Genomic DNA, 26,334 nt, shown 5'->3' with positions numbered 1-26,334 from the left:
GGTAATGGAAAAGTTTAACACCATCACTCTGTCGATACTTTCAGCATTGCTCATTTCGCCCGCTTGGGCAGAAGAAGAATCATTCGATACGCATTTTATGTTCGGCGGAATAAAAGGCGAAAAAGTATCCCGATATCAGATCGACAGTAATAAACCTATGGCCGGGGTCTATGAGATGGATGTCTATGTCAATAAAGAGTGGCGCGGTACTTATAATATTGACATTCAGGATAAGACGGAAAATACCTGCATTCACCGGGAACTGATCGCCAGCCTGGGAATCAAATATCCGTCTCCAGTTGAAAGTTTAAGAAACGACTGCGTTCCTCTCAATAGTGTGGTGCAAGGTGGTAGCGTATTCTATGATACGGGTTCTTTTAACCTTTATCTTAGTGTGCCGCAGGCGTTTGTGCTGGAATATGAAGCTGGGTATTCGCCGCCGGAAACATGGGATCGCGGGATTAACGCTTTTTATACCTCTTACTATGCCAGTGAATATTATAGCCATTATAAAAAGGGTGGCAGCGAGAAAAATACGTACGCGAACTTTGTCAGTGGGGTAAATCTACTGGGCTGGCAATTATATTCAAACGCGAATTTTTCCAAAAGCGAGAACGCGAAAGGCAAATGGCAAAGCAATACCTTATATCTGGAGCGTGATTTCCCTTCGGTGATGGGAACGATGCGAATTGGCGAGCAGTACAGCAGCGGGGATATGTTCGAAACGGTACGCTTTCGCGGCGTGCGCTTCTGGCGGGATATGCAGATGTTGCCGCATTCTAAGCAAAATTTCGCTCCGGTTGTACGTGGTGTAGCGCAAAGCAATGCATTGGTAACGATTGAGCAAAACGGCTTTATTGTCTATCAAAAAGAAGTGCCCCCGGGGCCTTTTATGTTTGAGGATCTTCAGCTCGCCGGGGGCGGCGCCGATCTTGACGTGAGCGTTAAAGAGACAAATGGTTCCGTTTCTCGTTATATCGTTCCTTATTCTTCGGTTACCAATATGGTTCAACCAGGCGTGGCGAAGTATGAATTTGTCGCCGGGAAAAGTGATATTGAGGGAGCATCCGAGCAAACCGATTTTTTGCAAGGAACCTACCAGTACGGGATCAATAACCTGTTGACGCTATATGGCGGAACAATACTTGCCAACGATTATCGCTCGTTCACCCTTGGGTCAGGGTGGAATACATTTATTGGTGCGGTCTCAGTCGACGGAACACTCTCGTATAGCAAGCAGGACAATGGCGATGCATTGGACGGGCAAAGCTACCAGGTCGCCTGGAATAAATATTTACCGCAGTCGGCTACCCATTTTTCTCTTGCGGCTTATCGTTATTCATCACGTAACTATCGGTCTTTTAACGATCATATTTGGGCCAATAATCGGGATCATTATCAACGTGATGAGGATGATATATATGATATTGCAGACTATTACAAAAATGATTTTGGGCGTAAAAATACGTTCACGCTCAATATCAACCAGTCTTTGCCGGATGGCTGGGGTTATTTTACCGCCAGCGCGTTATGGCGAGACTATTGGGGACGTAGCGGTAGTGGAAAGGACTACCAGTTAAGTTACAGCACCGCATGGCAACGCGTGAGCTTTACCTTATCCGCCACTCAGACGCATGACAGTAACAACCGGGAAGACAAACGTTTTAATCTCTATTTCTCAGTCCCTTTTTCGTGGGGAGAAGCGGGGTCTGGCGTGCATCGCGAAAGCCATTTTTCGAATTCCACCACCTTTGACGAAAAAGGTTATGCGTCGAATAACGCCAGCTTAAGTGGTACCTTTGGCCAACGCGATCAGTTTAATTACACCACGAATCTAAGCAATCAGCGGCAGGAGCACCAAACGACATTTGGCGGAGCGCTAACCTGGAATACACCGTTAGCGACCGTCGCAGGCAGTTACAGCCAGTCCAGTCATTATCATCAGGTTGGCGGTAATATCCAGGGGGGGCTAGTGGCCTGGTCCGATGGCGTCCATTTAGCGCCGCGTCTTAATGATACTATTGCGATTATTAAGGCGCCGCACCTTAACGATGCGACCGTGCAGGGACGATCATATTTACGCACCAATGCGAAGGGTTACGCTGTCTATGAAGCATTAACCCCCTATCGGCAAAATTTCATTTCACTGGACGTCTCTGATACCGACAGTGAGGTCGCCCTGGTGGGTAACCGGAAAGTCACTGTACCTTACCGTGGGGCAGTCGTGTTAATGGTATTTGATACGGAAAAAAGTAAACCGTTTCATTTTCAGGCCCGGCGTCTAAATGGCGAACCGTTACCCTTTGGGTATGAGGTTGAAGATCATCACGGAAATAATGTTGGGCTGGTAGGTCAGGGAAGCCGGATATTCATTCGTACTGAAACCGTCCCCTCGTGGGTTAAAATCGCTACAGATAAACAACAAGGTCTTTTCTGTCAGATCACATTTGATAAGCAGATAGATGAAAACAACATTTATATTTGTCGTTAATACTCAGGTGATGCTATGAAAAGACTGTTATTTTTGTTTATGTTATCGTTATTGTCTCAGTTTAGTTATGCAGCATGCAGTGCGACAATAACGAATGCCAAAGATTATACTATTATTTCCGACAGCCTGATGCTGGGCGGTGAGGAGACAGTTATTATTGCTAACTCTTTTACTGATACTAACTGTACTGGTAATGATACCGTCTCTAAATTAGAAGTGTCTGAGCATATTATAGGCATGGGTCCAAATGATAGCGTTAAATTGAAAGTGAAAGTGGAATGGCAAAGCAGTGCTTCGATAAGTATGCGTAACAAAAATGGTGTAATCGATTCGCCTTTTAAAATTACGCTATCTGAAATAAATACCACGGAAGCTGTGACGTATTCTGCGCAGGGGGGGTACTCTGCCACAATAGATAATATCGCCGTATTGTCAGGTGCAACAAATCAAAGGAGCTTAGGGGAATGGGTAGTCATCGGTTTACGGTACCTTGCGTGTCTGGGTAATCGTGAGTGTATAGCCGGAATTTTAGCTTCGCTGAATGGACAGGGAGTTTATAAGTCTAATTTAACAATAACGTATCATCGGAAAGAAACCACCTGTGCCCCGCAAAATTTAACTATTTCGTTGGATCCGATCCCTGTCACCAAACTTCGTACTAAAGGAGAAGTGAATGAATTTATGCAACAAGGCGATATTCTCTTAGACTGTAAAAACCAGGTGCGTAACGCTGCGTTGGCATCCCGGCAGATTTCCGTCAATCTGCGAAGCGACTTTGTCTGGGATGAAAATGAAGCAGTACTGACCCCCGATACAGAAAACGGGGTAGGATTTATACTCAGGGATGCCGGTCATCAACCGCTCAAAATAAATAAAGGGACCACACTAAACAGTACGTTCAAAACGTTTAGCAAAGGCAGCGCCGTCAACGTGGTAGAATCCATTCCTGTTTTTGCCACCTACTACGTAATTGATCCCAAAAAAGTTAAAGCAGGCGCCTTGCAATCCAAAGCGTTAATCATTGTGACTTATAACTGAGCATCTTCTTGCCGCACTCTCCTGGAGGAGAGTGCGTATAGCGTCACCGATGATAAAAAATTTCGCCGTCGTAGGCTTTAATGATCTTTCCGTCAGCGTCGTTGATCAGCACATACGCGCCGCCCATGTAGGTCCAGTGGGTTCCGGCATTGGGCGCGGGCAGATTACGTAATTTCCACTGTTTGATGTTGTACTCATCGGTGCGGTACATCTCGGGAACCGTATCGCCGGGTTTAAAATGGGTGAAGTCAGCCACGAAGCTGCTGAGCTCATATTGATCAATCCCCTTTGCGGCGACGGTTGTAGCAGGTGCGGCCCAGACCGCGCTGGAAGCGAGCAGCAATGCGCCCAGCAACATAGTATTTTTTATACCCATACACACTCCACTCTTCGGGTTATCCATCAAGGTCGTACATGATTCAACCGCAGAGCCAGGTCAGGCAAGCCCCTTTTTGTGAGATTCCCGGCTTTTGAGTAAAAATTGTAACCTTCCTCTCCGGCGTTTCACAAACAGAGATTACTTCCGCCGCATCTCATTGCGACATGAGATATGTCTTATCTGAACAGGCTGACTGGAGGAAAGCGTTCGAGGAAAACCCCGCGCCGGGCGGGGGGATGGTTATTTCTGCACCACCTGAAGGATACCGTGTACGCGGCTATGCGCTTTAGTGTAAGAGGCCGTTTCAACCCCTTCATCATTAAGCGAGATGGAGAGGATATATCCGTTACCGCTGACTTCGTAGTAAGCGGCATTGACGCGTTTGACGGTCGCTTTTTTGTGATTAATATGCGCAACGGTAAATCCGTTGTTAATACTGGCGTTAATCCCCGGCCCGCTAAATTCTGCCATTCGCAATGGATCGGCAACATGACTGGCGTTCGCTGCCTGTGCATGTTGCGCTATATCGTTAACATTTTTTTGCCCACCGTGTTTTGCCATGCTGTCGGCTGGCGACGCACATGCCGCCAGCGCGACGACAACAGGAATCAGACATAACCTCGTTACGTTTTTCACATCATCACCATTACATTTAACCCCATACACAAAAGCTTAGTCGCTGGGCGTACATCGCCCCGGCGAAAAAGCCACAAAGCAGAAACAGAAAATACATACTGACCTGCAAAATTAAAAATTTTAAGTCTTTCAAGGTAATTAACGTACACGTTGGGCAGACTGAATTTGGAATCAAGCGCGGAATGAGAGAGACATTGTATTAATGTCAGCAATCGGCCTGTTGAATATAAAGACTATGTTTTAAATAAGCCCGCATGACGTTGATGCAGATCATATGAAATGCCTCTTGGAAAATAAATGCCAAAAAATAAAATGATGACATTACGTTAATGTGGCGATTGCGTAAATAATTAGCGTGGGTTATTTGAAAACAGGAGGCGGCGTCGGGGAAAATAATCTGATATAAGGTGATCCTTAACCTTCCTGCCTCCAGTTTAAAACCATCTTGCAAAGCGCAGAGGCTTACCTTACCCTTTTAACCTTGCATAACGCATTTATGCACATTGACTCGGGGTGCCCTTCCACGCGAAGGCTGAGAAATACCCGTACCACCTGATCTGGATAATGCCAGCGTAGGGAAGTCAGACACTGCTCGTGTCCCTTCTTCGCGCGGGCAGGAGCGTAACTATGCAGCCTGACCTGCTCAGCCCCGCACTTGCGGTGCATACTCTGCAACATTTTCGACAACACTCTCCGTTAACCCATTGCATGACCAATGATGTGGTTCAGAGCTTTACCGCCAATACCCTGCTGGCGCTCGGCGCTTCCCCCGCGATGGTGATTGAACCTGACGAAGCGTGTCAGTTCGCCGCGATTGCCAGCGCGCTGTTGATCAACGTCGGCACGCTAACCCAGCCGCGCGCAGTAGCGATGCGGACGGCGGTTGAACGGGCGAACAGCGCGCATACGCCGTGGGCGCTCGACCCCGTCGCGGTGGGAGCGCTCGACTATCGCCGTGAGTTCTGCCTGGACATATTGAACATGAAACCCGCCGCCATTCGCGGCAATGCCTCTGAAATTCTCGCCTTAGCCGGTGAGCGAGCCGGTGGTCGCGGTGTGGATACCACCGACGCTGCCGCCGCTGCGTTGCCCGCGGCGAAGCGGCTGGCCTTACGGGTGGGGGCCGTTGTCGTGGTCACCGGGGAAATAGATTATGTTACCGATGGCGAACGTACCCTGATCGTCGCCGGCGGCGATCCGTTAATGACCCGCGTTGTGGGCACCGGCTGCGCGCTCTCGGCAGCAGTGGCGGCTGTCTGCGCGCTGCCGGGCAGTCGGACAGAAAATGTCGCATCCGCCTGCTGGTGGATGAAACGCGCCGGACAACGTGCCAGCGAAGTCTGTCGCGGTCCGGGGAGTTTTATCCCGGCATTCCTCGACGCGCTGTATCAACTCGACCAGGAGGCGATAGCATGAAACGGATCAACGCATTAACTATCGCCGGGACGGACCCCAGCGGCGGCGCGGGCATTCAGGCCGATCTGAAAACCTTTTCTGCGCTTGGCGCGTATGGCTGCTCGGTCATCACCGCGCTGGTGGCGCAAAACACCCGTGGCGTGCAGTCGGTTTATCGTATTGAGCCTGATTTTGTCGCCGCACAGCTGGACTCGGTGTTCAGCGATGTGCGTATCGATACCACCAAAATCGGTATGCTCGCCGAAACCGATATTGTGGAAGCGGTAGCTGAACGTCTGCGGCGCCATCAGGTGAAAAATGTGGTGCTGGATACGGTTATGCTGGCGAAAAGCGGCGATCCGCTGCTATCGCCTTCGGCTGTCGCCACCCTGCGGACGCGTTTATTGCCGCAGGTTTCGCTGATTACGCCCAATCTGCCCGAGGCCGCGGTGCTTCTGTCATGTCCGCATGCCCGTACGGAAAAAGAGATGCTGGAGCAGGGACGTGCGTTGTTGGCGCTGGGATGTGGCGCGGTGCTGATGAAGGGCGGACATCTGGACGATACGCAAAGCCCGGACTGGCTGTTTACGCCGACGGGCGAGCAGCGTTTTACCGCGCCGCGGGTGATGACCAAAAATACCCACGGTACGGGCTGTACGCTCTCTGCGGCGCTCGCGGCGCTGCGCCCGCGCCATACCGACTGGACCGAAACGGTGCAGGAGGCGAAAAGCTGGCTTTCTGCGGCGCTGGCCCAGGCGGATACGCTGGAAGTTGGGGAGGGGATTGGGCCGGTTCATCATTTCCATGCCTGGTGGTAGCGTATATACTGGCAAAAGACTTGCTGTCAGGAAAAACGTCCATGGAACAAGCGCATACCCGGCTTATCGCACAGCTCAACGAACGTATCGCAGCGGTGGACAATACACCGTTGTACATTAAGTTCGCCGAAACGGTAAAAAACGCCGTGCGCAGCGGCGTGCTGGAGCATGGCAATATTCTGCCCGGCGAGCGCGATCTGAGTCAGTTGACCGGCGTTTCGCGCATAACGGTGCGCAAGGCGATGCGGGCGCTTGAGGATGAAGGCGTGGTGACGCGCGCGCGTGGGTACGGTACGCAAATTAACAACATTTTTGAGTACTCCCTGAAAGAGGCGCGCGGTTTCTCTCAGCAGGTGGTCCTGCGCGGGAAAAAACCGGACACCCTGTGGGTCAACAAGCGGGTGGTAAAATGCCCGGATGACGTGGCGCAACAGCTGGCGGTCGAAACCGGAAGCGACGTCTTTTTACTTAAGCGGATCCGCTATGTTGATGAAGAGGCGGTATCCATCGAGGAATCCTGGGTGCCTGCGCATCTTATTCATGATGCGGATGATATCGGCGTATCATTATATGATTATTTTCGTAGTCAGCATATTCATCCGCAGCGAACCCGCTCACGGGTGAGCGCAAAAATGCCGGACGCCGAATTCCAGTCGCATATTCAGCTGGATGCTAAAATCCCCGTGCTGGTCATTAAACAGGTCGCGCTCGACCAGCAGCAGCGGCCCATTGAGTACAGTATTAGCTATTGCCGTAGCGATTTATATGTCTTTGTTTGCGAGGAGTAGCGCTTTTGCAGACTGATCGTCTGCATGAGGCAAAAGCCGCACTGGTTTGCGCCGATGCGGCTTTATGATTTATCTCTTGAGCGAACCCAGCAACTGTTCACGGAACGGCGCACAGTCGCCGCCCCGGTGTCCCACGACCCACGACGCGACGGCGTTACCAAGCAGCACCGCGTCCGCAACTGACCAGCCAGAGGCCAGACCGGCCAGCAATCCCCCGGCATGACTGTCGCCCGCGCCAATGGTATCAACCACCGTTGTCGGGAAGGCGGGGACGCAGCCAGCGGCATCGTCAGTGAAATACCATGCTCCGTCTTTGTCATGACGCACTACCAGTGGCGCAGCGAAACGCCTGACCCATTCTGCGCCAAATGTCCGGATTTCCTTGCTTAGCGTAAAGCGATCGCTGACGATGTCCGCCTCCTGGCGATTAAGCGACACCAGCGGACGACAGGCCAGAATACGGGCCATCAGCGCATCGGGGATATCGCCAATCCGCGGACCAAAATCGATAACGGGCGTCACGTCCGTGAGGTTTTCAAGCCAGTGCGCCAGTAATTCGCCGCACGGCGACGCAAGTTGATAGCCGGACAGATAAATCAGGCTACCTCGCGGCACCGAGAGCTGAGCCAGCCAGTCGGCGTTCCAGGCATTTTCCACGCCGCTAAAAGACATAAAGGTGCGTTCACCGTCCGGCTCAACCAGGGCCAGACACCAGCCGTTATCACCCTGAGCATGATCAATCGGGCTGTATAAGCCCTCTTTGGCCATCCGGTTGCGGATAATCTCCGCCCATACGCCCTGGCCGAGCGGCAGGGCATTGGTCGCCGTAATCCCAAGGCGCTTAAGCGCGACGGCGATGTTTAGCGCGCAGCCGCCGACGTTAACGCTTTGCTGCTTAAGCTCGATGTCGCAGCCGCGCCAGGGCAGAGCGTAAGCGTCGGCGATAACATCAATGACCGCCGCGCCGACTACCGTGACCGGCTGGCGGGAGTCGAGATCCGCAAGCATCCCGTACAGGCGTGAAGCGTTCATATTCCCTCCCGTCGCTGACGCAGACGCGCCAGCTCCGTAGCATAGCGGGTGAAATCGAGGCGGTTCACCGTATCCAGCTCTCGTTTCAGTGTGGAATCGATGGCATCAATGCCGTGCAGCGCGCCGCAAATGGCGGTCGCCATCGCGCCGATGGTATCGGTATCGCCGCCCAGGTTAGCGCAAAGTATCGCGCAGCGGTTCGGATCGGTCTGCGCCAGCTCGACCATAGCGATGGCGCAGGCGACCGACTCCAGCGTGCTGGTGCCCGCACCCACGACCTGATACAGCTGTTCACTGGCGGCTTCAGGGCCATCGGCCTGGCGGACGATTTTTAACGCCAATTCCAGCCGTGCAGCCAGCGAGGCACTGAAAGTGGTGATGCGTTTTTCCTGAGCGTGTCGGGCAATGGCGGGCAGTGATGCCACGATGTCGGACCACGCGTTGCCGTCTACCGCCCGGGAAATGGCCCAGGCCACCACTACCGCGCCGGCAATGGCCAGATCCGACTTGTGGGTGGGGCTGGACGCCAGCGTCACGTCATCAATAAAGGCGTCGAGATCGCGCGGCGGCAACAGGCATCCCAACGGCGATACGCGCATCGCCGCGCCGTTAGTGACGCCGTTGTTTTCCAGTTCCGCTACCGGTTTACCGTCGCGTATGGCATTAAGTGCAATCTTCGACGTCGGCCCGAGAACATTTTTATTGAAAGCGTCAAAGCCCTGCGCCCAGTCGAGAATCGTGTGGCCAATCAGGTCGGGATCAATGTCGCCGTCGCGCGCCAGGAGCGCATCTGCCAGACAGAGCGCCATCGAAGTATCATCGGTAAACTCCGCACGATTGAAATAACAGGCCGCGCTGTTCTCCTGCGGACCTGGCAGAAAGCGGTCGATCCAACCGAAGTGCGCTTTCACGCGGCTTCTCGGCCACAGCTCAGAGGGCATCCCCATCGCATCCCCTAACGCCTGCCCGTAAAGAGCACCGAGAATACGCTCTGCTTTCATTTTACTTCTCCTTGTGTCAACGCAGAATCGCGAACCTCAATAGCGGTGATCTCTTTGTCTGATTCGCGAAAGAAAATCATAAACAGTACGGCAATGACAGCGATCATCACCGCGCCGAACGTCCACATTCCCGCCCAGTTGAAGGTGAGACCGTTAACCGGTTCCTGATAAGCAAACATTTTTTCCATCATCACGCCGCCAAGACGATAGCCCAGCAGGCTGCCGAAGCCCTGACAGCACAGGGTGATCAGCCCCTGGGCCGCGGTGCGCATATGCACTGGCGCTTTTTTATCCACGTAGATATAGGCGGTCACGTAGTAGAAGTCGTAACTGACGCCGTGCAGCAAAATGCCAAGAAACAGCAACGCATAGGTGAAGTATTCTTCTGCGCCGCCGTAGATAAAGAACGCGTACCGGATCGCCGCGGTGATAAGACCAAGCAATAATACCTTCTTAATACCAAAGCGTTTAGTGAAAAACGGCAGCGCCAGCATAAAGAAGATTTCGGAGAACTGACCGAGCGTCATCCAGCCGGTGGCGTTTTTCATGCCGACTTCCGTCAGATACCCGTTGGCGAAGATGTAATAAAACGCCAGCGGCATCGCGAACAAAAACGAACAGAAGAAAAAAACGAGGAAGTTGCGGTCGCGCAGCAGGATCAGCGCGTCCAGCCCGAGCATGACCCGGAAGTCCATTTTCCCTGTGCTTTTTGGCGGGGTGTCCGGCAAAAAGAAAGCGAACACGCCCAGCAGCGCGGAACTGGCGGCGGTAATCAGCAACGGAATATTGGTCGGCGAGATATCGTTATAACCCAGCATCTGCGGCAGAAACCCGCAGGCAAGACCCGACGCAATCCAGCCAATCGTACCCATTACGCGGATGCGCGGAAAATCACGTTCCACGTCCGGCACGTTGGCGAAAGCGATACTGTTGGTCAGGGCGATAGTGGGCATATAGGTCAGCGAATAGGCCAGCAGCAACGGAAAGAACCCGGTAAAGGTCGTTTGTCGGGCGGCAAAATACATCAGCGCCGCGCCTGCGAACATCAGCACAGCGAGCACCTTTTGCGCCGAGAAAAAGCGGTCGGTCAGCGAACCCACAAGGATCGGCGAGAGGATCGCCGCTATCGCCGTACAGGCGTAAGACCAGCCAATCTCACCGGCAGTAAAGCCGCTTTTGCTTAACCAGAGCCACAGCGGAACGAACCAGGCCCCCCAGATAAACCACTCAACGAACATCATGAATGACAGTTTCACTGTAGTTTTCATCATTAAATCCTTCATGACAGGTAAGGTACGTCATGACAGTACCATTAAATAATACCTTTAAAATACCTTTGCGGCGAAATCTTGACCGTCATAACACTTTTTCGTCAGTGAATCGTGCCAGCAGATAGCGCTGAAAAGTGCGCTGAAAATGGAAAAAATGGCCGGTCGGTACCAGGCTTAATGCTGCCCGCAAAAGCGGGTCAGGACAATCCACATTCCGAATCCCTCGGAACTTACGGGAGCATAGCTATGACTGATATTGCGCAGTTGCTTGGCAAAGACGCCGACAGCCTGTTACAGCATCGTTGTATGACCATACCTTCTGACCAACTTTATCTGCCAGGACATGACTACGTTGACCGCGTGATGGTGGACAATAACCGTCCGCCTGCGGTGCTGCGTAACATGCAGACGCTGTATAATACCGGACGTCTGGCGGGAACCGGTTATCTGTCTATTTTACCGGTTGACCAGGGCGTGGAACACTCGGCAGGCGCGTCGTTTGCCGCCAACCCGCTCTATTTTGATCCAAAGAATATTGTTGAGCTGGCGATTGAAGCCGGCTGTAACTGTGTGGCATCCACATACGGCGTGTTGGCTTCCGTCTCGCGCCGCTACGCCCACCGTATTCCGTTCCTGGTGAAGCTGAACCACAACGAAACGTTAAGCTACCCAACGGAATACGATCAGACCCTGTATGCCAGCGTCGAGCAGGCGTTCAATATGGGGGCGGTCGCCGTCGGCGCGACGATCTACTTCGGTTCCGAGCAGTCCCGTCGGCAAATTGAAGAGATTTCCGCGGCCTTTGAACGGGCGCATGAGCTGGGGATGGTCACCGTGCTGTGGGCGTATTTGCGTAATTCGGCGTTTAAGAAAGAGGGGACCGACTACCACGTTTCTGCGGATCTCACCGGGCAGGCTAACCATCTGGCGGCGACCATCGGCGCGGATATCGTGAAGCAGAAAATGGCGGAAAATAATGGCGGTTATAAAGCGGTTAATTTCGGCTACACCGACGATCGCGTCTACAGCAAACTGACCAGCGACAACCCGATCGATCTGGTGCGTTACCAGTTGGCGAACTGCTATATGGGACGTGCGGGTCTGATTAACTCCGGCGGCGCGGCAGGCGGCGAGACCGATCTGACCGACGCGGTACGTACGGCGGTCATCAACAAACGTGCTGGCGGTATGGGGCTGATCCTCGGCCGCAAAGCCTTCAAAAAGTCGATGGCGGACGGTGTGAAGCTGATCAACGCTGTACAGGATGTCTACCTCGACAATAAGGTCACAATCGCCTGACCAGCAGGGCTGCGGCGCGTGGTCGCAGCTTTTTCATCACGACCAGAAGGAAGCATTAACGCAACAACGGACAGTCCGGTGGTAAACGGCAGCGTAGCGCGGCGGGGAGGGTTTTAATATGAAAAGACTGACCGCTCAGCGGTTCGCCGTCCAGGTTAAAGGTAATGTCGTGCGGCGCGCGTATCTCGAACCACGAGGAGGCGCCGTCGACGATATTGGGATTTTCTTCCGGCGGCTTGAGGGTGGAAAACAGCGCGGGCAGGATCTCCTCGCCGGTAAAGATTCGCAGTTGCAGTAAACCATCGTTAATCAGCGCGTCCGGGCAGAGCTGCTGTCCGCCACCCGCCTGGCGACCGTTGCCAATGCCGATCACCAGCGCGTCACCCTGCCACTGAAAGTTCTCGCCGCGAATTTCGCAGCGGTCAGGTTTCAGCGTATCCATGCGCATCAGACCGTGGATGATATACGACACGCCCCCCAGCGCGGCCTTCAGCTTTTCCGGCGTTTCGGTGGTAATGCGGGTACCGAATCCGCCGGTCGCCATATTGATAAAGCAGGTTTTGTCGTTCACTTTTGCGATATCAATCGCGACGGCGTTCCCGGCGATGGCCAGCTTCAGCGCTTTATCCAGCGCGTCTGGTATGCCGACGCTGGTAGCGAAATCGTTGGCTGTGCCGAGCGGCAGAATACCCAGCGCCGGAACGGCCTGGCCTTCGCACTGAATTAACGCGGTCGCCACTTCATTAATTGTTCCGTCGCCGCCGCCGGCAATCACCGTTTCCACGCCGAGACGGCGGGCTTCTTCAACATAGCGCTGCGCGTCGCCTTTTTCCCACGTAACGCGAACATGAATTTCTACGCCTTCGTCACGAAGCAGCCCAATCGCTTCACGAAGCGTGGGGTTATCGGCCCCCTTGCCGTTCAGAATCAGTAAACTGGCGGGAAAATTAGCCATTCTCGTTTTTGCCTTATTGTTTTATCAGAACACAAGAAGTGTATAGCAGAATGAAAAACCGCGCGGACAGAACTGACTGAAAAAGGGTTCCGCTTTTCGCAGAAGGGCGTCTGGAAATAAAAAAACAGCCGCCCAAAAAAATAAGCCTGCGTAAGGGAGATTACGCAGGCTAAGGAGGTGGTTCCTGGTACAGCTAGCATTTATGGGTTATGTTTTTCAGCACGGCGGATAATACCCTTAAAGAACGAAGCGGTATGTGATCGGTTTCTAAGAATCATTCTGGCATGAAAAAATAACCCTGATTAACTATTTACCGTGCGGATTACGCGTTGATTCACCGGAAAAATTGCGCATCAGCAGAGCATAATCCAGCGTAAGATCCTGCGGTACAGGGATCCATACGGTATAGCCGTCGCCCGGTGCGACCGGCATCGCTTCGCCTTTGCCGTTTTCCATTTGTTCCAGAGTAAAGTTGACGTTGCCCTGCGGCGTCATCAGCTCAAGGCTGTCGCCGACAGAAAACTTGTTCTTTACCGCAACGGCGGCTAACTCACCTTTACGCTCGCCGGTGAATTCCCCCACGAACTGCTGGCGCTCAGACACCGAATAACCATAGTCATAGTTCTGGTAGTCGTCGTGGGTATGACGACGCAGGAAGCCTTCGGTGTAGCCACGGTGCGCCAGACCTTCCAGGGTTTCCAGTAACTGCGGATCGAACGGTTTACCGGCGGCGGCGTCGTCAATGGCTTTCCGGTACACCTGCGCGGTGCGGGCGCAATAGTAGAAAGATTTGGTGCGGCCTTCAATTTTCAGCGAGTGCACGCCCATGTGGGTCAGGCGCTCAACGTGAGCGATGGCGCGCAGATCTTTTGAGTTCATGATATAGGTGCCGTGCTCATCCTCGAACGCGGTCATGTACTCGCCGGGACGCTGGGCTTCTTCTATCATGAACACTTTATCGGTAGGCGCGCCAATACCCAGCGTCGGCTCGACGTTTTGCACCGGAATCGGTTCGTATTTGTGAACAATATTGCCGACCACATCCTCTTTGCCTTCCTGGACGTTGTACTCCCAGCGGCAGGCGTTAGTGCAGGTGCCCTGATTCGGGTCACGTTTATTGATGTAGCCAGAGAGCAGGCAACGGCCGGAGTAGGCCATGCACAGCGCGCCGTGCACGAAAATTTCGATCTCCATGTCCGGCACCTGATTGCGGATCTCTTCTATTTCTTCCAGCGACAGTTCGCGGGAAAGGATCACGCGCGTTAACCCCATCTGATGCCAGAATTTTACCGTTGCCCAGTTGACGGCGTTGGCCTGCACGGAGAGATGGATCGGCATATCGGGGAAGTTTTCCCGCACCAGCATGATAAGCCCGGGGTCAGACATGATCAGGGCATCCGGACCCATTTCCACCACCGGTTTGAGGTCGCGGATAAAGGTTTTCAGCTTTGCGTTGTGCGGCGCGATGTTCACCACCACGTAGAATTTTTTCCCCAGCGCATGGGCTTCATTGATGCCAAGCTGAAGGTTTTCGTGGTTGAATTCGTTGTTGCGCACGCGCAGGGAGTAGCGCGGCTGGCCCGCATACACGGCGTCAGCGCCATAGGCGAAAGCGTAACGCATGTTTTTCAGCGTTCCCGCCGGGGAAAGGAGTTCCGGTTTAAACATAGTGTTCTCGTTCTGATGACAGGTCAGATCCGCTTCACCTGATGAAGCGGCAGGAGGAGAGTCCTCACGTTAAGGGCGGGCATTGTAGCGCCGCGAAGAGGGGAGGTAAAGTAAAGGGAAACGCCGTATCCGACCTGAAGGAGGATAAACAGGCCGGATAAGCGTGGCGTCATCAAGCCATCCTGCAGGCGTCCGCTTCCCAGCGGTAGCCTACGCCGTACACCGCGCGGATAAACGACTGCTCTTTGTCCAGCGCTTCCAGCTTACGGCGCAGGTTTTTGATATGGCTGTCAATGGTGCGGTCGGTGACGACCCGATAATCATCATACAAACGGTTGAGCAACTGTTCGCGGGAAAACACTTTTCCCGGTTCGTGCGAAAGGGTTTTAAGCAGACGAAATTCCGCCGGGGTCAGGTCGAGCATCTTCCCGCGCCAGGAGGCCTGGAAACGGCCTTCGTCGACAATCAGCGGGCTTTCGGCGTCCATCTGTTGTAGCTCGCGCTGCGGCTTACAACGGCGCAGGATGGTCTTCACGCGGGCGACGACTTCTCGCGGGCTGTACGGTTTGCAGATGTAATCATCCGCGCCAATCTCCAGCCCCAGCAGACGGTCGATCTCTTCAATCTTGGCCGTGACCATCACAATCGGCACGTCAGAGAAGCGGCGTATTTCACGGCACAGGGTCAGGCCGTCAGTCCCCGGCAGCATCAGATCCAGCAGGATCAGGTCGGGCGGCGTCTGGCGCACATAGGGCAGCACCTTGTCGCCATGGCTAATCAGCGTCGGGGCATAGCTCGCGGCGCGCAGATAGTCGATCAGTAACTGCCCCAGCTTGGGTTCATCTTCCACGATTAGAATACGCGGTGTGTTTTCATCAATGGGTAACTCAGTCATACGTCTCTCTGTATATCGCGTTCCAGCGGAAATTCTACTGTAATGCTAACCCCGCCAAAAGGCGAATGGGCAGCGTGGATGCGGCCATTGTGCGCTTCAACAATGTTGACGCAAATCGCCAGCCCCAGTCCGGAGCCGCCGCTGGCGCGGTTGCGGGAGCCTTCGGCGCGGTAAAAGCGCTCAAACAGTTTATGTAACTGCTCATCGCTGACGCCCGGCGCAGAATCGGCAAAAACGAGAAGCACCCGTTTGTCGCGCTGTTCGGCGCTGATGTGCAATTTTCCGCCGCTGTCGGTGTAGCGCAGGCTGTTTTCCAGCAGGTTGTTAAAAAGCTGCATCAGACGATCCCGATCGCCAAACATCTGGATGCTGTCCGGCAGGGAAAGCTGTAACGTCAGGTCACGGCTGGCAAAGCGTTCCCGGAACGCGCCTCCCGCCACTTCCAGCAGCGGGATTAAATCCACGGACGTTTTTTGATAGGCCAGCGCGCCTTCGTCGGACATGGAAAGCTGGTGCAGATCGTCCACCAGCTTGGTCAGCGTCGCCACTTCAGCCTGTAATGATGCCACCGACTCCGGCGTGAACTGGCGAACGCCGTCCTGAATCGCCTCCAGTTCTCCGCGCAGTACCGCCAGCGGCGTGCGCAGTTCATGAGAGATATCGGCCATGAAATCGCGGCGCATCTGCTGGTTCTTTTCCAGCGTACTGGCCAGCTGGTTAAAGTCCTGCGCCAGTTTGCCCAGCTCGTCAGCGCTGGTGGCGGTCACCCGGGTAGTAAAATCGCCCGCCGCCAGCTTGTGAGTCCCGTCAACCAGGCGTTTGACCGGGGCCAGCAGCCCACGCGCCAGCAGGAAGGTCGCCAGGGCCGCGAGAAGCGTGGCGAGCGCGACGATAAGCCAACTGGTACGCCGCTGCTGCTTGTCGAAATTAATGTCGGTATTGCGGGTCAGGCGCTCTACAGGAGAGGCGATCACTGCGCCAACCTCCACGCCATTGACGATAATCGGCCGCCGTGAGCCGTCGTGCGGCACCGGACCGCGTGGGCCGACCAGGACTCTGGCGTTTTGATCGACCACCCAGAACTGAGTGCGCCAGCCATGCGGCGGCATGCCGGGCCCGGGCTTGTCGTCATCTCTCTCATGCTCGAACGAGCGCAGGATCTGAAACACAAAGCGGTCGTTATTTCGCAAAAAGCGCCAGTTGCCGTGCAGCGCATACTGTTCGCCCAGCGCGTCGCCCAGCAGAGTTAAGCGCTGCTCGTTGCCGTGCTTGATGTAGTCGATAAACCCGCGCTCAAAGCTGACGCGAACCGCCCAATGCATACTGATAAGCAGCACGATGCAGGTGGCGAAAATCGCCAGAAACAGTTTGCCGGTAATGCCGGGCCGCCAGAGCTTCATCTGGTTCTCCTTTTGCGCCGCGCAATGACGACATTTTTATGCGTGTCATTGGGGACACGGGCAAAGACAACGGCGGGCAGAGCGATGATCACCGCCATGCAAAGCCAGGTGTATATAAAAACGGTGTGGGTTGCGCCGCTGTCGGCGGTGATGTGCTGCTGTCCGAACATACCCAACAGCAGGCCAGCCACGGTTACGCCGATACTCATCGACAGTTGCATAATCATCGACAATAAACTGTTGCCGCTGCTGGCCAGCTCATCCGGCAGATCTTTCAGCGTCAGGGTGTTCATGGATGAGAAACGCGTCGAGTTAATCATCCCCTGCAACAGCAGGACAAACGGCAGCACGTAGTACCAGCCCAGCAGGGCGGCGGACATAAACAGCAGCGTTACGCCTGCGAGCCCCAGCGTGGTGCATACCAGTACCCGACGATAGCCAAAGCGGTTAACCACCTGCACCACAATGCGCTTCATGCCCATGCTGCCAAGGACCATCGGGATCATCATCAGCCCGGCGTGAAACGGCGAGAAGCCAAGGCCAATCTGCAAAAAGACCGGGGTCATAAAGGGCAGCATGCCGCTGCCGATGCGTCCGGCAAAACTGCCCAGCAAACCGAGCGAAAAGGTCGGCGTGTGAAACAGGGTCAGGCTGAACAGGGCGCGTGGATTGTTTCTGGCATGGTTGAGGTACAGCAAAATCGCCGCGATGCCGCATACCACCAGCGCGCCGAGGGTGAAGTGAGTCATTCCCGTCTCTTTGCTGCCGTCCAGCGCAATAGTCAGCAGCGCCATGCCGGCGGCCAGCAGCAGAAAACCCGACAGGTCGAAACGCCGGGTTTGCAGGGTGTAGTTGGGCATCAGCATCAGCGTGGCAATGGCGCCGACGATGCCCACCGGCAGATTAATCAGAAAGATCCAGTGCCAGGAGGCGTATTCCACGAGGATCCCGCCCAGCGCGGGTCCCAGCAGCGGACCGACCTGACCCGGCAGCGTGACGAAAGTCATCGCCGCCATGTACTGCGCGCGCGGAACGATCTTCATCACCGTCAGCCTGCCAACCGGCACCATCATTGCGCCGCCCACGCCCTGTAATACGCGCGCCATCACCAGTTCGTTTAGCGTGCTGGACCACGCGCAGAACAGCGATCCCAGCGTAAACAGCGTAATCGCCGTAAAAAAGATATTCCGCACGCCCACCCGATCCGCCAGCCAGCCGCTGGCGGGGAGCATCACCGCCACGGTCAGTACATATGACACAATCACCCTATGCATGTGAAGCGGGCTTTCCCCGAGGCTTGTCGCCATCGAGGGAAGCGCGGTATTCACGATGGTGGTATCCAGCGACTGCATAAAAAAGCCGAAGGCCACAATCCACAGTTGCCAGCGGGTGCTGTTAGGAAGTTCTGTCATAGGTCAGTTATCGGGTCACCTTTATTCCGGGAAAAACGCAGCCGCAGGCGGTCGAAAAAGAGATACACCACCGGTGTGGTATAGAGCGTTAACAACTGGCTCATCACCAGACCGCCGACAATGGTGATCCCCAGCGGCTGGCGCAGTTCGGAGCCGTCGCCGCCGGAAAGCACCAGCGGCAGCGCGCCAAATAACGCGGCCAGCGTGGTCATCATTATCGGGCGAAAACGCAGCAGACAGGCCTGGAAAATCGCTTCCTGCGGGCTGAGGTTACCCTGTCTTTGCGCTTCCAGCGCAAAGTCGACCATCATAATGGCATTTTTCTTTACAATACCAATTAACAGCATGATGCCAATCAGCGCAATCAGGCTGAACGGGGCGTTGAAAATTTCCAGCGCCAGCAATGCTCCAACGCCCGCTGAAGGCAGGGTGGAGAGAATTGTGAGCGGGTGAACATAGCTTTCATACAGTATTCCGAGCACGATATAAACCGTGGCAATGGCGGCGATAATCAGGATCACCTGTGAATTCATGGTTTCCTGGAACACCTGCGCGGTGCCGGCGAAACTGCCGCGTACGGTCGACGGCACGCCAAGCTGGGTCATCGCGCGGGTGATAGCCTCGCTGGCCTCAGACAGCGACGAACCGGTCGGCAGGTTAAAGGAAACGGTCGAGGCCGCAGACAGCCCCTGATGATTCACCGACAGCGGCGCGTTAGCCGGTCGCCATTTGGCGAAATAGGAGAGCGGAATTGCCTTGCCATCGCTGTTTATCACGAACATTTTCTCCAGCGCGCTGATGTCCTGGGTATAGCGCGGATCGACTTCCATCACCACTTTGTACTGGTTCATCGGCTGGTAAATGGTGGAGATTTGCCGCTGGCCAAAGGCGTTGTTCAACAGGCTGTTTGCCGCCTGCACGTCGATACCGAGGCGCGACATGGTTTCGCGATCGTAAACCAGATTCATCTCGGCGCCGTTATCCTGTTGATCCGAATTGACATCCGCCAGTTGGGGCAGGGCTGCCAGCGCTTTACGGATCTTCGGCTCCCATTCCCGCAGGGCGGCCAGATCGTCCGACAGCAGCGTGTACTGATAGCTGGCGTTCGACTGGCGTCCGCCGACACGAATATCCTGCACCGCCATCAGGAACAGGTTTGCTCCCGGCTCTTTTGCCAGCTTCACGCGCAGGCGGTCAATCACCTGCTGCGCCGTTTCATTACGGTCGCCGCGAGGTTTTAGGGTAATGAACATCATCCCGCTGTTAACGCGCGAACCGCCAGTGAAACCCGTAACATTATCCACGGCCGGGTCGTCACGAATGATTTTCATGAAGTCCTGGAGTTTCCCGCGCATTGCCTGGAAGGAGATACTCTGGTCGGCCTGGATCCCGCCCATCAGCACGCCGGTATCCTGTTCCGGAAAAAAGGTTTTCGGAATCGAAATATACAGCCAGACGTTAAGGGCAATGGTGCCGAGCAGCACCACGCCCACCAGGCGGGTATGATTCAATACCCATTTTAGCGATTTGCCGTATCCCTGCTGCAGGGCAACCAGCATCCGGCCAAAGCCGCGCAGCCGTTTTTGTTCGCGCGGTTTGCTGGATTTCAGCATCCAGCCGCACATCATCGGCGTCAGCGTCAGGGACACCAGCAGCGAAATGCCAATGGCGACCGACAGCGTGACGGCAAATTCGCGCAGCAGGCGTCCCGGTAAGCCGCCCATCAGCAGCAGCGGTAAAAACACCGCCACCAGCGACAGGCTCATCGAGAGGACGGTAAAGCCCACCTCGCGCGTTCCCTGCAGCGCCGCCTGCAACGGTTTCATCCCTGCTTCCAGATGACGCGAGATATTTTCCAGCACGACGATGGCGTCATCGACGACAAAGCCGGTAGCAATCGTCAGGGCCATCAGAGACAGGTTGTTCAGGCTAAAGCCGCAGAGATACATCGCGGCGAAGGTGCCTATCAGCGAAACGGGTACCGCCACGGCGGGGATCAGCGTTGCCCGCCCGGAGCGCAGGAACAAAAAGACCACCAGAATCACCAGCGCGACGGAAATCACCAGCGTTTGCTCGACTTCTTCCAGTGAGGCGCGGATGGTGGGAGAGCGATCCTGGGCGATTTGCAGATCGATTGCCGCCGGAATGGTGGACTGTAGCTCCGGCAGCTTTGCCCGGATGCTGTCGACCGTCTGGATAATATTGGCTTCCGGCAGCTTGCGGATCATCAGCAAAATAGCCGGTTTAGCGTTGGTCATCCCGGCGTTGCGCACGTCCTGCACAGCGTCGGTCACCGTTGCGACGTCCCCCAGGCGTACCGCGCCGCCGTTGTTATAGTGGATCACCAGCGGCTGATAGTCTGTTGCGGTTTTCAGTTCGTCGTTGGTCTGGATCTGCCAGCGATGGCTGGCATCCTCCAGCGCGCCCTGCGGTTTTCGCACGTTGGCATCGCTGATGGCGGTGCGCACGTCGTCAAGCGACACGCCCTGATTAAACAGCGCCTGCGGATTTAATCCCACGCGCACGGCGGGCAGCGAACTGCCGCCCACGTCAACATCCCCGACGCCGTCGATCTGCGCGATAGTCTGCGCCAGCTGCGTGGAGGCGAAGTCATACAGCTCGCCCTGCGAATACGTGTCCGAGGTGAGCGTCAGGATCATGATCGGCGCATCGGATGGGTTGGCTTTACGGTAGGTGGGGCGGCTCGGCATCCCGCTGGGCAGCAGGCTTTGCGCGGCATTGATCGCCGCCTGTACGTCGCGCGCCGCACCGTTAATGTCGCGATCAAAATTAAACTGCAGAATGATCCGCGTGCTGCCAAGCGAACTGCTTGAGGTCATTTCGCTGACGCCGGCGATGCGACCCAGCGATCGCTCCAGCGGCGTCGCCACCGACGACGCCATGGTTTCCGGCGACGCGCCCGGTAGCGAGGCGCTGACCATAATCACGGGAAAATCCACCTGCGGCAGCGGGGCGACGGGCAGCAGACGAAACCCCAACACGCCGCACAAGGTAATGGCGACGGAAATCAAAATCGTCGCCACCGGGCGATAGATGAACAGAGCGAAAAATTTCATTTACGCTTCCTCATCCTGACGCGGGAAGCGGCTTTTTACGTACAGCGACAGCCGATCAAACAGCAGATAAATAACCGGCGTGGTAAACAACGTCAGCACCTGGCTTACCAACAGACCGCCGACCATGCCGATCCCCAGCGGACGGCGCAGCTCTGCACCAACGCCGGTGCTAAGCATCAGCGGCAGAGCGCCCAGCAGCGCGGCAAGGGTGGTCATCAGGATCGGGCGAAAACGCAGCAGGCAGGCCTGATAAATCGCGTCGCGCGGCGCCATGCCCTGTTCGCGTTCGGCGGCAAGGGCAAAGTCGATCATCATGATGGCGTTTTTCTTGACGATGCCGATCAGCAAAATGATGCCGATGATCGCTATTACATCCAGTTCGCTTCCGGCGATCATTAGCGCCAGCAGCGCGCCGACGCCAGCGGTTGGCAGGGTGGACAGGATGGTGATCGGATGAATAAAGCTCTCGTACAGCACGCCGAGCACGATGTACATCGCCACCACCGCCGCGACAATCAGCCACACCGTACTGCCCAGCGCAGCCTGGAAGGCGAGGGTGCTTCCCTGGAACTGGGTGGTGATGTCCACTGGCAGATTAAGCGTTTTTTCCGCGTCGAGAATCGCCTGCACCGCATCGCCCAGCGAATAGCCGTCCGGGACGTTAAACGACAGGGTGGCGACCGGAAACTGATCCAGATGGTTAATGGAGAGCGGCGCAAAGCGCTGTTCAACGCTGGCGATAGCGCTCAGCGGCACGATGCCGCCGTCGCTGCTGGTCAGGCGAATGGTGTCCAGCGCCGCCAGTCCTGGCGTGCTTTCGGTATTATGCTCCAGGACCACGCGGTACTGATTAGCCTGGGTATAAATCGTTGAAATCAGCCGCTGGCCAAAAGCGTTATACAGGGCGTTATCGACATCCGCCATGCTGATGCCTAACCGGCTGGCGCTGTCGCGATCGACCTTCACATACGCCACCAGGCCCTTGTCCTGCCAGTCGCTGCTGACATCGGAAAGCTGCGGCAACTGCTGCAGTTTGTCCATCAACTGAGGCACCCAGGCGCTGAGGGCGTCCAGTGACGTGGCCTGAAGCGTAAACTGATACTGGGTGCGGCTCACCTGGGTGTCGATGGTCAGATCCTGCGTCGGCTGAAGATAGAGGTTAACCCCGGGAACGCGCGCCACCGCCTCCTGCAGACGGGCGATCACCTTCTGCACCCGATCGTCACGATCGTCGAGCGGCTTCAGGTTGATTTGCAGCCGCGCGCTGTTCAGCGACGGGTTAGTGCCATCGACGCCAACAAACGCCGTTAAGCTCTCCACCGCCGGGTCTTTGAGGATCACGTCGGACACCTGCCGCTGACGCTGGGCCATGCTGACAAACGAGCTGGACTGCGGCGCCTGCAGGGTGCCCTGAATAATGCCGTTATCCTGCACAGGGAAGAAGCCTTTCGGGATGACCACCCACAGCACCACGCTTAACAGCAGCGTGCCTAACGCCACGCTGAGCGTCAACCACGGGTGGTTAAGCACTTTCGCCAGCCAGCGGCCATACCCGGCGATCACCCGCTCAAACAGACGTTCCGAGGCCCGGGAAAAGCGATTTTGCTTGCGCAAGGATGCCTGGCTCAGCATTCGGGCGCACATCATCGGCGTCAGGGTAAGCGACACCACGGCAGAAATAAGTATCGCCACCGCCAGCGTGACGGCAAACTCGCGAAACAGGCGTCCGACGATATCGCCCATAAACAGCAGCGGAATCAGTACCGCAATCAGCGAGAGGGTGAGGGAGATAATGGTAAAACCGATTTCGCCCGCCCCTTTCAGTGCGGCGGCCAGCGGTTTTTCGCCCTTTTCGATATAACGCGAAATATTCTCAATCACCACGATGGCGTCGTCGACCACAAAACCGGTCGCGATGGTCAGCGCCATCAGCGTCAGGTTGTTGATCGAGAAATCCAGAAACACCATCACCGCGAAGGTGCCCACCAGCGACAGCGGAACGGCGACGCCGGGAATAATGGTGGCGGGAACGTTACGCAGGAAAAGATAAATAATCATCACGACCAGCGCGATCGCCAGCATCAGTTCAAACTGGGTGTCGCTGACCGAAGCGCGAATGTTCATGGTGCGGTCGGACAGCACCGTCACGTTTACCGACTTCGGCAGGCTTTCTTTCAGTTGCGGCAGCATCTGTTGAATGCTGTCGGCGGTAGCGATGATATTGGCGCCGGGCTGGCGCTGAACGTTCATCACAATCGCCTGTTCTTTATTGGCCCAGGCGCCGAGCCAGCTATTCTCCGCCCCTTGTTCGACGGTAGCGACATCGCCCAGCCGCACCGGCGCGCCGTTTTGATAGGCGATGATCAGTTGACGGTATTCCTCGGCGGACTGCATCTGGTCGTTGGCAGAGAGCGTCACCGCACGAGTCGGGCCGTCAAGGCTCCCCTTCGCCGAGTTAACGTTGGCGCCGGTGATGGCGTTGCGTACCGTTTCGCTGGTCAGTCCCAACGCGGCGATCGCCTGGGCGTTGAGTTTCACCCGCACCGCCGGACGCTGCCCGCCGGAGAGGGTCACCAGACCGACGCCGGATACCTGGGAAATTTTCTGCGCGACGCGCGTTTCCACCATATCTTCAACCTGCGTCATCGGCATGGCGCTGGAGGTGACGGCAAGCGTCATGATGGGCGGATCCGCCGGGTTGACTTTGCTGTACACCGGTGGGTTCGGCAGATCGTTTGGCAGCAGGTTGGTCGCCGCGTTAATCGCCGCCTGCACCTCCTGTTCGGCCACGTCCAGCGGCAGGGTGAGCTGGAACTGAAGCGTGACCACCGAAGCGCCGCCGGAACTTTGCGACGACATTTGCTTGAGGCCGGACATCTGGCCGAACTGGCGTTCCAACGGGGCGGTGACGGCGGAGGTCATCACATCCGGACTGGCGCCGGGATAGAGCGTGACCACCTGAATGGTTGGATAGTCCACCTCCGGCAGTGCGGAGACGGGCAGAAAACGATAGCCGATGATCCCGGCCAGCAGTATCGCCACCATCAACAGGGTGGTGGCGACAGGACGCATAATAAACAGACGCGACGGGCCGCCGGTGCTGCCTGGAGGTAATACCTGCATCAGGAGCGCGCTCCTTTCTTAGCGTATTCGCGCGCGGTGGCTTTTGCTTCAGGCGCGGTGGCGCTTTGCGCCTCCACCACCTCCACTTTCGCCCCTTCGGTAAGACGGTCAATACCGTCGGTAACCACGCGGTCGCCAGCGGAAATCCCGGCGCTGATCACCACCTTCTGGCTGTCCTGAATACCGGTTTGTACCCGATGCTTACTGACTTTGTTTTCGTCATTTAACACCCAGACAAAGTGACCTTCGTTGCCCATCTGCAGGGCGGCGGTGGGTATAACCACCGCGTTCTGTTCGGTATCCACCAGCATTCTCGCGTTAACAAACTGATTGGGGAACAGCGTGTCATCCTGGTTCGTGAAGCGGGCTTTCACTTTGATGGTGCCGGTGGTGGGGTCAATCTGATTGTCGAGGCTCAGCAGCACGCCTTCGCTCAGCTTCTGCGCGTTGGTGCGATCCCAGGCTTCCACCACCAGCGGCTTACCGGTTTTTTTCGCCTGCATCACCGTGGCGATATCGCTTTCCGGCAGGGTAAAAATGAGATCGATCGGATGCGTCTGGGTGATCACCACAATACCTGTGGTATCGCCGCTGGAAATCTGGTTACCCACATCCACCTGTTTCAGCCCCACGCGACCGTCCACTGGCGCGGTGATACGGCTCCAGTCAAGCTGCAATTGCGCGCTGGCAACGCTGGCTTCATCGGCTTTAATCGTGCCTTCGGTTTCACTGACCAGCGCCTGTTGGGCGTCCAGCTCCTGGCGAGAAACTAAGTTGCTTTTGACCAGTTGCTGGTAACGGGCCAGATCGCGGCGGGCGTTCGCCAGCGTCGCTTTATCTTTCGCCAGTTGGCCCTGCGCCTGTGCCAGCGCGACTTTAAACTGGCTGGGGTCGATTTCAGCGAGCAGGTCGCCCGCTTTGACCTGTTGGCCTTCTTCGAAGTGCAGCGCCAGTAGCTGCCCGTCGACGCGACTGCGCACCGTCACGGTATTGGCGGCGGTAATCGTTCCTAATCCGCTGAGATAACGCGGCACCGCCTGTTCAACGGCGGTCGCCGCCTGTACGGGCGCCAGCGGACCGGCGCGCATCCCGCGACGACCCGCGCCCGCAGGCGCTTTCGCCTGCCCGGTCGCGCCCGGGGCCGCGCTCTGCGGCTCGCTATGGTTTTGCCAGAACCAGACTGCGGCGATGGCCGCCACGACCACCGCGAGAGCTATCACCCAGCGGGATTTGTTACTGCCTTTCATCGTTATGAGTTTCTCATCCTGAAACGTTTCACGGAATGATACTAGTTTAGACAGCCATCAAGGGAGAAAAATGGAGGAATTATGAAACCCGGTACGGATTCATCCTAATGGCGGCGCGCTTTGCGAGACGTTACGCAACAATCGATAACGAAAAAAGCGCTGGCGGAAAATGGCGATAGAGTGGCGGCAAGGCGATGAAGGAGGTAAGCCACGGATTTCAGCATGACGCTGAAAAGGGAAAGCCCCTCCCGAGGAAGGGGCCAGAATAAGGAAAGGGTTATGATGAAGTCAGTCATCATACTGGTGAGACTCTTAGTCATGAGCTTCCAGGCTTACTCAGACACCAGGGGGAGGGGCGACCCTCCCTTACCCTCACTCCTGAAACTAAGCCACACCAACGCTCATGTCA

19 protein-coding genes, 1 pseudogene and 1 riboswitch are annotated in these 26,334 nt (G+C 55.8%); of the genes and pseudogenes, 7 read left to right on the top strand and 13 right to left on the bottom strand.

Features of this window, described 5'->3' with window-relative positions:
* The first annotated feature begins 4 nt into the window (after positions 1-4).
* Together APU02_RS03645 and APU02_RS03640 are read left to right on the top strand one after the other, a co-directional pair.
* Positions 5-2,491: a fimbrial biogenesis outer membrane usher protein gene (locus APU02_RS03645; protein ID WP_060569299.1), complete on the top strand. Its 2,487-nt coding sequence runs from the start codon at positions 5-7 to the stop codon at positions 2,489-2,491.
* A 15-nt stretch (positions 2,492-2,506) separates the two neighbouring features.
* Positions 2,507-3,529, top strand: a complete 1,023-nt coding sequence (locus tag APU02_RS03640; RefSeq protein WP_060569298.1) for a fimbrial protein — start codon at positions 2,507-2,509, stop codon at positions 3,527-3,529.
* 43 nt (positions 3,530-3,572) lie between these two features.
* Here APU02_RS03640 and rcnB read toward each other — a convergent pair whose 3' ends face one another.
* Together rcnB and APU02_RS03630 are read right to left on the bottom strand one after the other, a co-directional pair.
* Entirely contained in the window at positions 3,573-3,905 is a 333-nt protein-coding gene (gene rcnB / locus APU02_RS03635; protein WP_060569297.1) for a Ni(II)/Co(II) efflux transporter accessory subunit RcnB, read from the bottom strand.
* A 243-nt stretch (positions 3,906-4,148) separates the two neighbouring features.
* Positions 4,149-4,544 carry a hypothetical protein gene (locus APU02_RS03630; RefSeq protein ID WP_060569296.1) on the bottom strand — a complete coding sequence of 132 codons (396 nt, stop codon included), beginning with the start codon at positions 4,542-4,544 and terminating at the stop codon, positions 4,149-4,151.
* 499 nt (positions 4,545-5,043) lie between these two features.
* A riboswitch (TPP riboswitch) is annotated at positions 5,044-5,140 on the top strand.
* A gap of 31 nt (positions 5,141-5,171) precedes the next feature.
* Here APU02_RS03630 and thiM point away from each other — a divergent pair.
* The 3 genes from thiM to APU02_RS03615 are packed head-to-tail and all read left to right on the top strand — an operon-like array spanning position 5,172 to position 7,545.
* The gene (gene thiM, locus APU02_RS03625) at positions 5,172-5,960 is read left to right on the top strand and encodes a hydroxyethylthiazole kinase (protein WP_060569295.1); all 789 of its coding nucleotides are present in this window, start codon (positions 5,172-5,174) and stop codon (positions 5,958-5,960) included.
* Positions 5,957-6,757 (top strand): bifunctional hydroxymethylpyrimidine kinase/phosphomethylpyrimidine kinase, encoded by an 801-nt coding sequence (thiD, locus tag APU02_RS03620; protein ID WP_060569294.1) that lies wholly within the window; start codon positions 5,957-5,959, stop codon positions 6,755-6,757. The genes thiM and thiD overlap by 4 nt, the downstream gene beginning before the upstream one ends.
* Positions 6,758-6,798: 41 nt before the next feature.
* Positions 6,799-7,545, top strand: coding sequence for a GntR family transcriptional regulator (locus APU02_RS03615; RefSeq protein WP_060569293.1), 747 nt, complete (start codon positions 6,799-6,801; stop codon positions 7,543-7,545).
* A 69-nt stretch (positions 7,546-7,614) separates the two neighbouring features.
* Here APU02_RS03615 and APU02_RS03610 read toward each other — a convergent pair whose 3' ends face one another.
* From APU02_RS03610 to APU02_RS03600, 3 genes are read right to left on the bottom strand one after another with little or no spacing between them, the layout of a single operon-like run.
* Positions 7,615-8,577, bottom strand: coding sequence for a PfkB family carbohydrate kinase (locus APU02_RS03610; protein ID WP_060569292.1), 963 nt, complete (start codon positions 8,575-8,577; stop codon positions 7,615-7,617).
* A complete protein-coding gene (locus tag APU02_RS03605; RefSeq protein ID WP_060569291.1) occupies positions 8,574-9,578 on the bottom strand; it encodes an ADP-ribosylglycohydrolase family protein in 1,005 nt (334 codons plus the stop codon). Before APU02_RS03605 ends, APU02_RS03610 begins: the two co-directional genes overlap by 4 nt.
* Entirely contained in the window at positions 9,575-10,846 is a 1,272-nt protein-coding gene (locus APU02_RS03600) for a nucleoside permease (protein ID WP_060569290.1), read from the bottom strand. The genes APU02_RS03605 and APU02_RS03600 overlap by 4 nt, the downstream gene beginning before the upstream one ends.
* Positions 10,847-11,095: 249 nt before the next feature.
* On the opposite strand from APU02_RS03600, the gene fbaB reads away from it, so the two are divergent.
* Positions 11,096-12,148, top strand: a complete 1,053-nt coding sequence (gene fbaB, locus APU02_RS03595; RefSeq protein WP_042284383.1) for a class I fructose-bisphosphate aldolase — start codon at positions 11,096-11,098, stop codon at positions 12,146-12,148.
* Between the two features lie 55 nt (positions 12,149-12,203).
* On the opposite strand, the gene yegS is transcribed toward fbaB, so the two are convergent.
* From yegS to APU02_RS03555, 8 genes are all read right to left on the bottom strand, one after another.
* Complete coding sequence (gene yegS, locus APU02_RS03590) at positions 12,204-13,103, bottom strand: lipid kinase YegS (RefSeq protein WP_060569289.1); 900 nt, start codon at positions 13,101-13,103, stop codon at positions 12,204-12,206.
* Between the two features lie 306 nt (positions 13,104-13,409).
* Complete coding sequence (gene yegQ, locus APU02_RS03585; protein WP_042284379.1) at positions 13,410-14,771, bottom strand: tRNA 5-hydroxyuridine modification protein YegQ; 1,362 nt, start codon at positions 14,769-14,771, stop codon at positions 13,410-13,412.
* A gap of 172 nt (positions 14,772-14,943) precedes the next feature.
* Positions 14,944-15,666, bottom strand: coding sequence for a two-component system response regulator BaeR (gene baeR, locus APU02_RS03580; protein ID WP_060569288.1), 723 nt, complete (start codon positions 15,664-15,666; stop codon positions 14,944-14,946).
* Positions 15,663-17,066 carry a two-component system sensor histidine kinase BaeS gene (gene baeS, locus APU02_RS03575; RefSeq protein ID WP_042284375.1) on the bottom strand — a complete coding sequence of 468 codons (1,404 nt, stop codon included), beginning with the start codon at positions 17,064-17,066 and terminating at the stop codon, positions 15,663-15,665. Before baeS ends, baeR begins: the two co-directional genes overlap by 4 nt.
* On the bottom strand, positions 17,063-18,478 hold the full coding sequence (locus APU02_RS03570) for an MFS transporter (protein ID WP_060569287.1): 1,416 nt from the start codon (positions 18,476-18,478) through the stop codon (positions 17,063-17,065). Before APU02_RS03570 ends, baeS begins: the two co-directional genes overlap by 4 nt.
* Positions 18,475-21,555, bottom strand: coding sequence for a multidrug efflux RND transporter permease subunit MdtC (mdtC, locus tag APU02_RS03565; protein ID WP_060569286.1), 3,081 nt, complete (start codon positions 21,553-21,555; stop codon positions 18,475-18,477). Before mdtC ends, APU02_RS03570 begins: the two co-directional genes overlap by 4 nt.
* Positions 21,556-24,678: an MdtB/MuxB family multidrug efflux RND transporter permease subunit gene (locus APU02_RS03560; RefSeq protein WP_060569285.1), complete on the bottom strand. Its 3,123-nt coding sequence runs from the start codon at positions 24,676-24,678 to the stop codon at positions 21,556-21,558.
* On the bottom strand, positions 24,678-25,925 hold the full coding sequence (locus tag APU02_RS03555; protein ID WP_060569284.1) for an MdtA/MuxA family multidrug efflux RND transporter periplasmic adaptor subunit: 1,248 nt from the start codon (positions 25,923-25,925) through the stop codon (positions 24,678-24,680). The genes APU02_RS03560 and APU02_RS03555 overlap by 1 nt, the downstream gene beginning before the upstream one ends.
* Positions 25,926-26,204: 279 nt before the next feature.
* Here APU02_RS03555 and APU02_RS26840 point away from each other — a divergent pair.
* A pseudogene (locus tag APU02_RS26840) lies at positions 26,205-26,261 on the top strand (type I toxin-antitoxin system Ibs family toxin); the annotation flags it as partial.
* Positions 26,262-26,334 lie beyond the last annotated feature (73 nt).

The organism is Citrobacter sp. 50677481 (assembly GCF_001463265.1).
Lineage (GTDB): Bacteria > Pseudomonadota > Gammaproteobacteria > Enterobacterales > Enterobacteriaceae > Citrobacter_A > Citrobacter_A sedlakii.
This window is presented reverse-complemented; position numbering and strand designations above follow the sequence as displayed.

Bases quoted from the DNA above. Each gene is read 5' to 3' on its own strand.
- APU02_RS03645 (WP_060569299.1), top strand. From the start codon at position 5: ATGGAAAAGTTTAACACCATCACTCTGTCGATACTTTCAGCATTGCTC.
- APU02_RS03640 (WP_060569298.1), top strand. From the start codon at position 2,507: ATGAAAAGACTGTTATTTTTGTTTATGTTATCGTTATTGTCTCAGTTT.
- rcnB (WP_060569297.1), bottom strand. From the start codon at position 3,905: ATGGGTATAAAAAATACTATGTTGCTGGGCGCATTGCTGCTCGCTTCC.
- thiM (WP_060569295.1), top strand. From the start codon at position 5,172: ATGCAGCCTGACCTGCTCAGCCCCGCACTTGCGGTGCATACTCTGCAA.
- thiD (WP_060569294.1), top strand. From the start codon at position 5,957: ATGAAACGGATCAACGCATTAACTATCGCCGGGACGGACCCCAGCGGC.
- APU02_RS03615 (WP_060569293.1), top strand. From the start codon at position 6,799: ATGGAACAAGCGCATACCCGGCTTATCGCACAGCTCAACGAACGTATC.
- APU02_RS03610 (WP_060569292.1), bottom strand. From the start codon at position 8,577: ATGAACGCTTCACGCCTGTACGGGATGCTTGCGGATCTCGACTCCCGC.
- APU02_RS03605 (WP_060569291.1), bottom strand. From the start codon at position 9,578: ATGAAAGCAGAGCGTATTCTCGGTGCTCTTTACGGGCAGGCGTTAGGG.
- APU02_RS03600 (WP_060569290.1), bottom strand. From the start codon at position 10,846: ATGAAAACTACAGTGAAACTGTCATTCATGATGTTCGTTGAGTGGTTT.
- fbaB (WP_042284383.1), top strand. From the start codon at position 11,096: ATGACTGATATTGCGCAGTTGCTTGGCAAAGACGCCGACAGCCTGTTA.
- yegS (WP_060569289.1), bottom strand. From the start codon at position 13,103: ATGGCTAATTTTCCCGCCAGTTTACTGATTCTGAACGGCAAGGGGGCC.
- yegQ (WP_042284379.1), bottom strand. From the start codon at position 14,771: ATGTTTAAACCGGAACTCCTTTCCCCGGCGGGAACGCTGAAAAACATG.
- baeR (WP_060569288.1), bottom strand. From the start codon at position 15,666: ATGACTGAGTTACCCATTGATGAAAACACACCGCGTATTCTAATCGTG.
- baeS (WP_042284375.1), bottom strand. From the start codon at position 17,066: ATGAAGCTCTGGCGGCCCGGCATTACCGGCAAACTGTTTCTGGCGATT.
- APU02_RS03570 (WP_060569287.1), bottom strand. From the start codon at position 18,478: ATGACAGAACTTCCTAACAGCACCCGCTGGCAACTGTGGATTGTGGCC.
- mdtC (WP_060569286.1), bottom strand. From the start codon at position 21,555: ATGAAATTTTTCGCTCTGTTCATCTATCGCCCGGTGGCGACGATTTTG.
- APU02_RS03560 (WP_060569285.1), bottom strand. From the start codon at position 24,678: ATGCAGGTATTACCTCCAGGCAGCACCGGCGGCCCGTCGCGTCTGTTT.
- APU02_RS03555 (WP_060569284.1), bottom strand. From the start codon at position 25,925: ATGAAAGGCAGTAACAAATCCCGCTGGGTGATAGCTCTCGCGGTGGTC.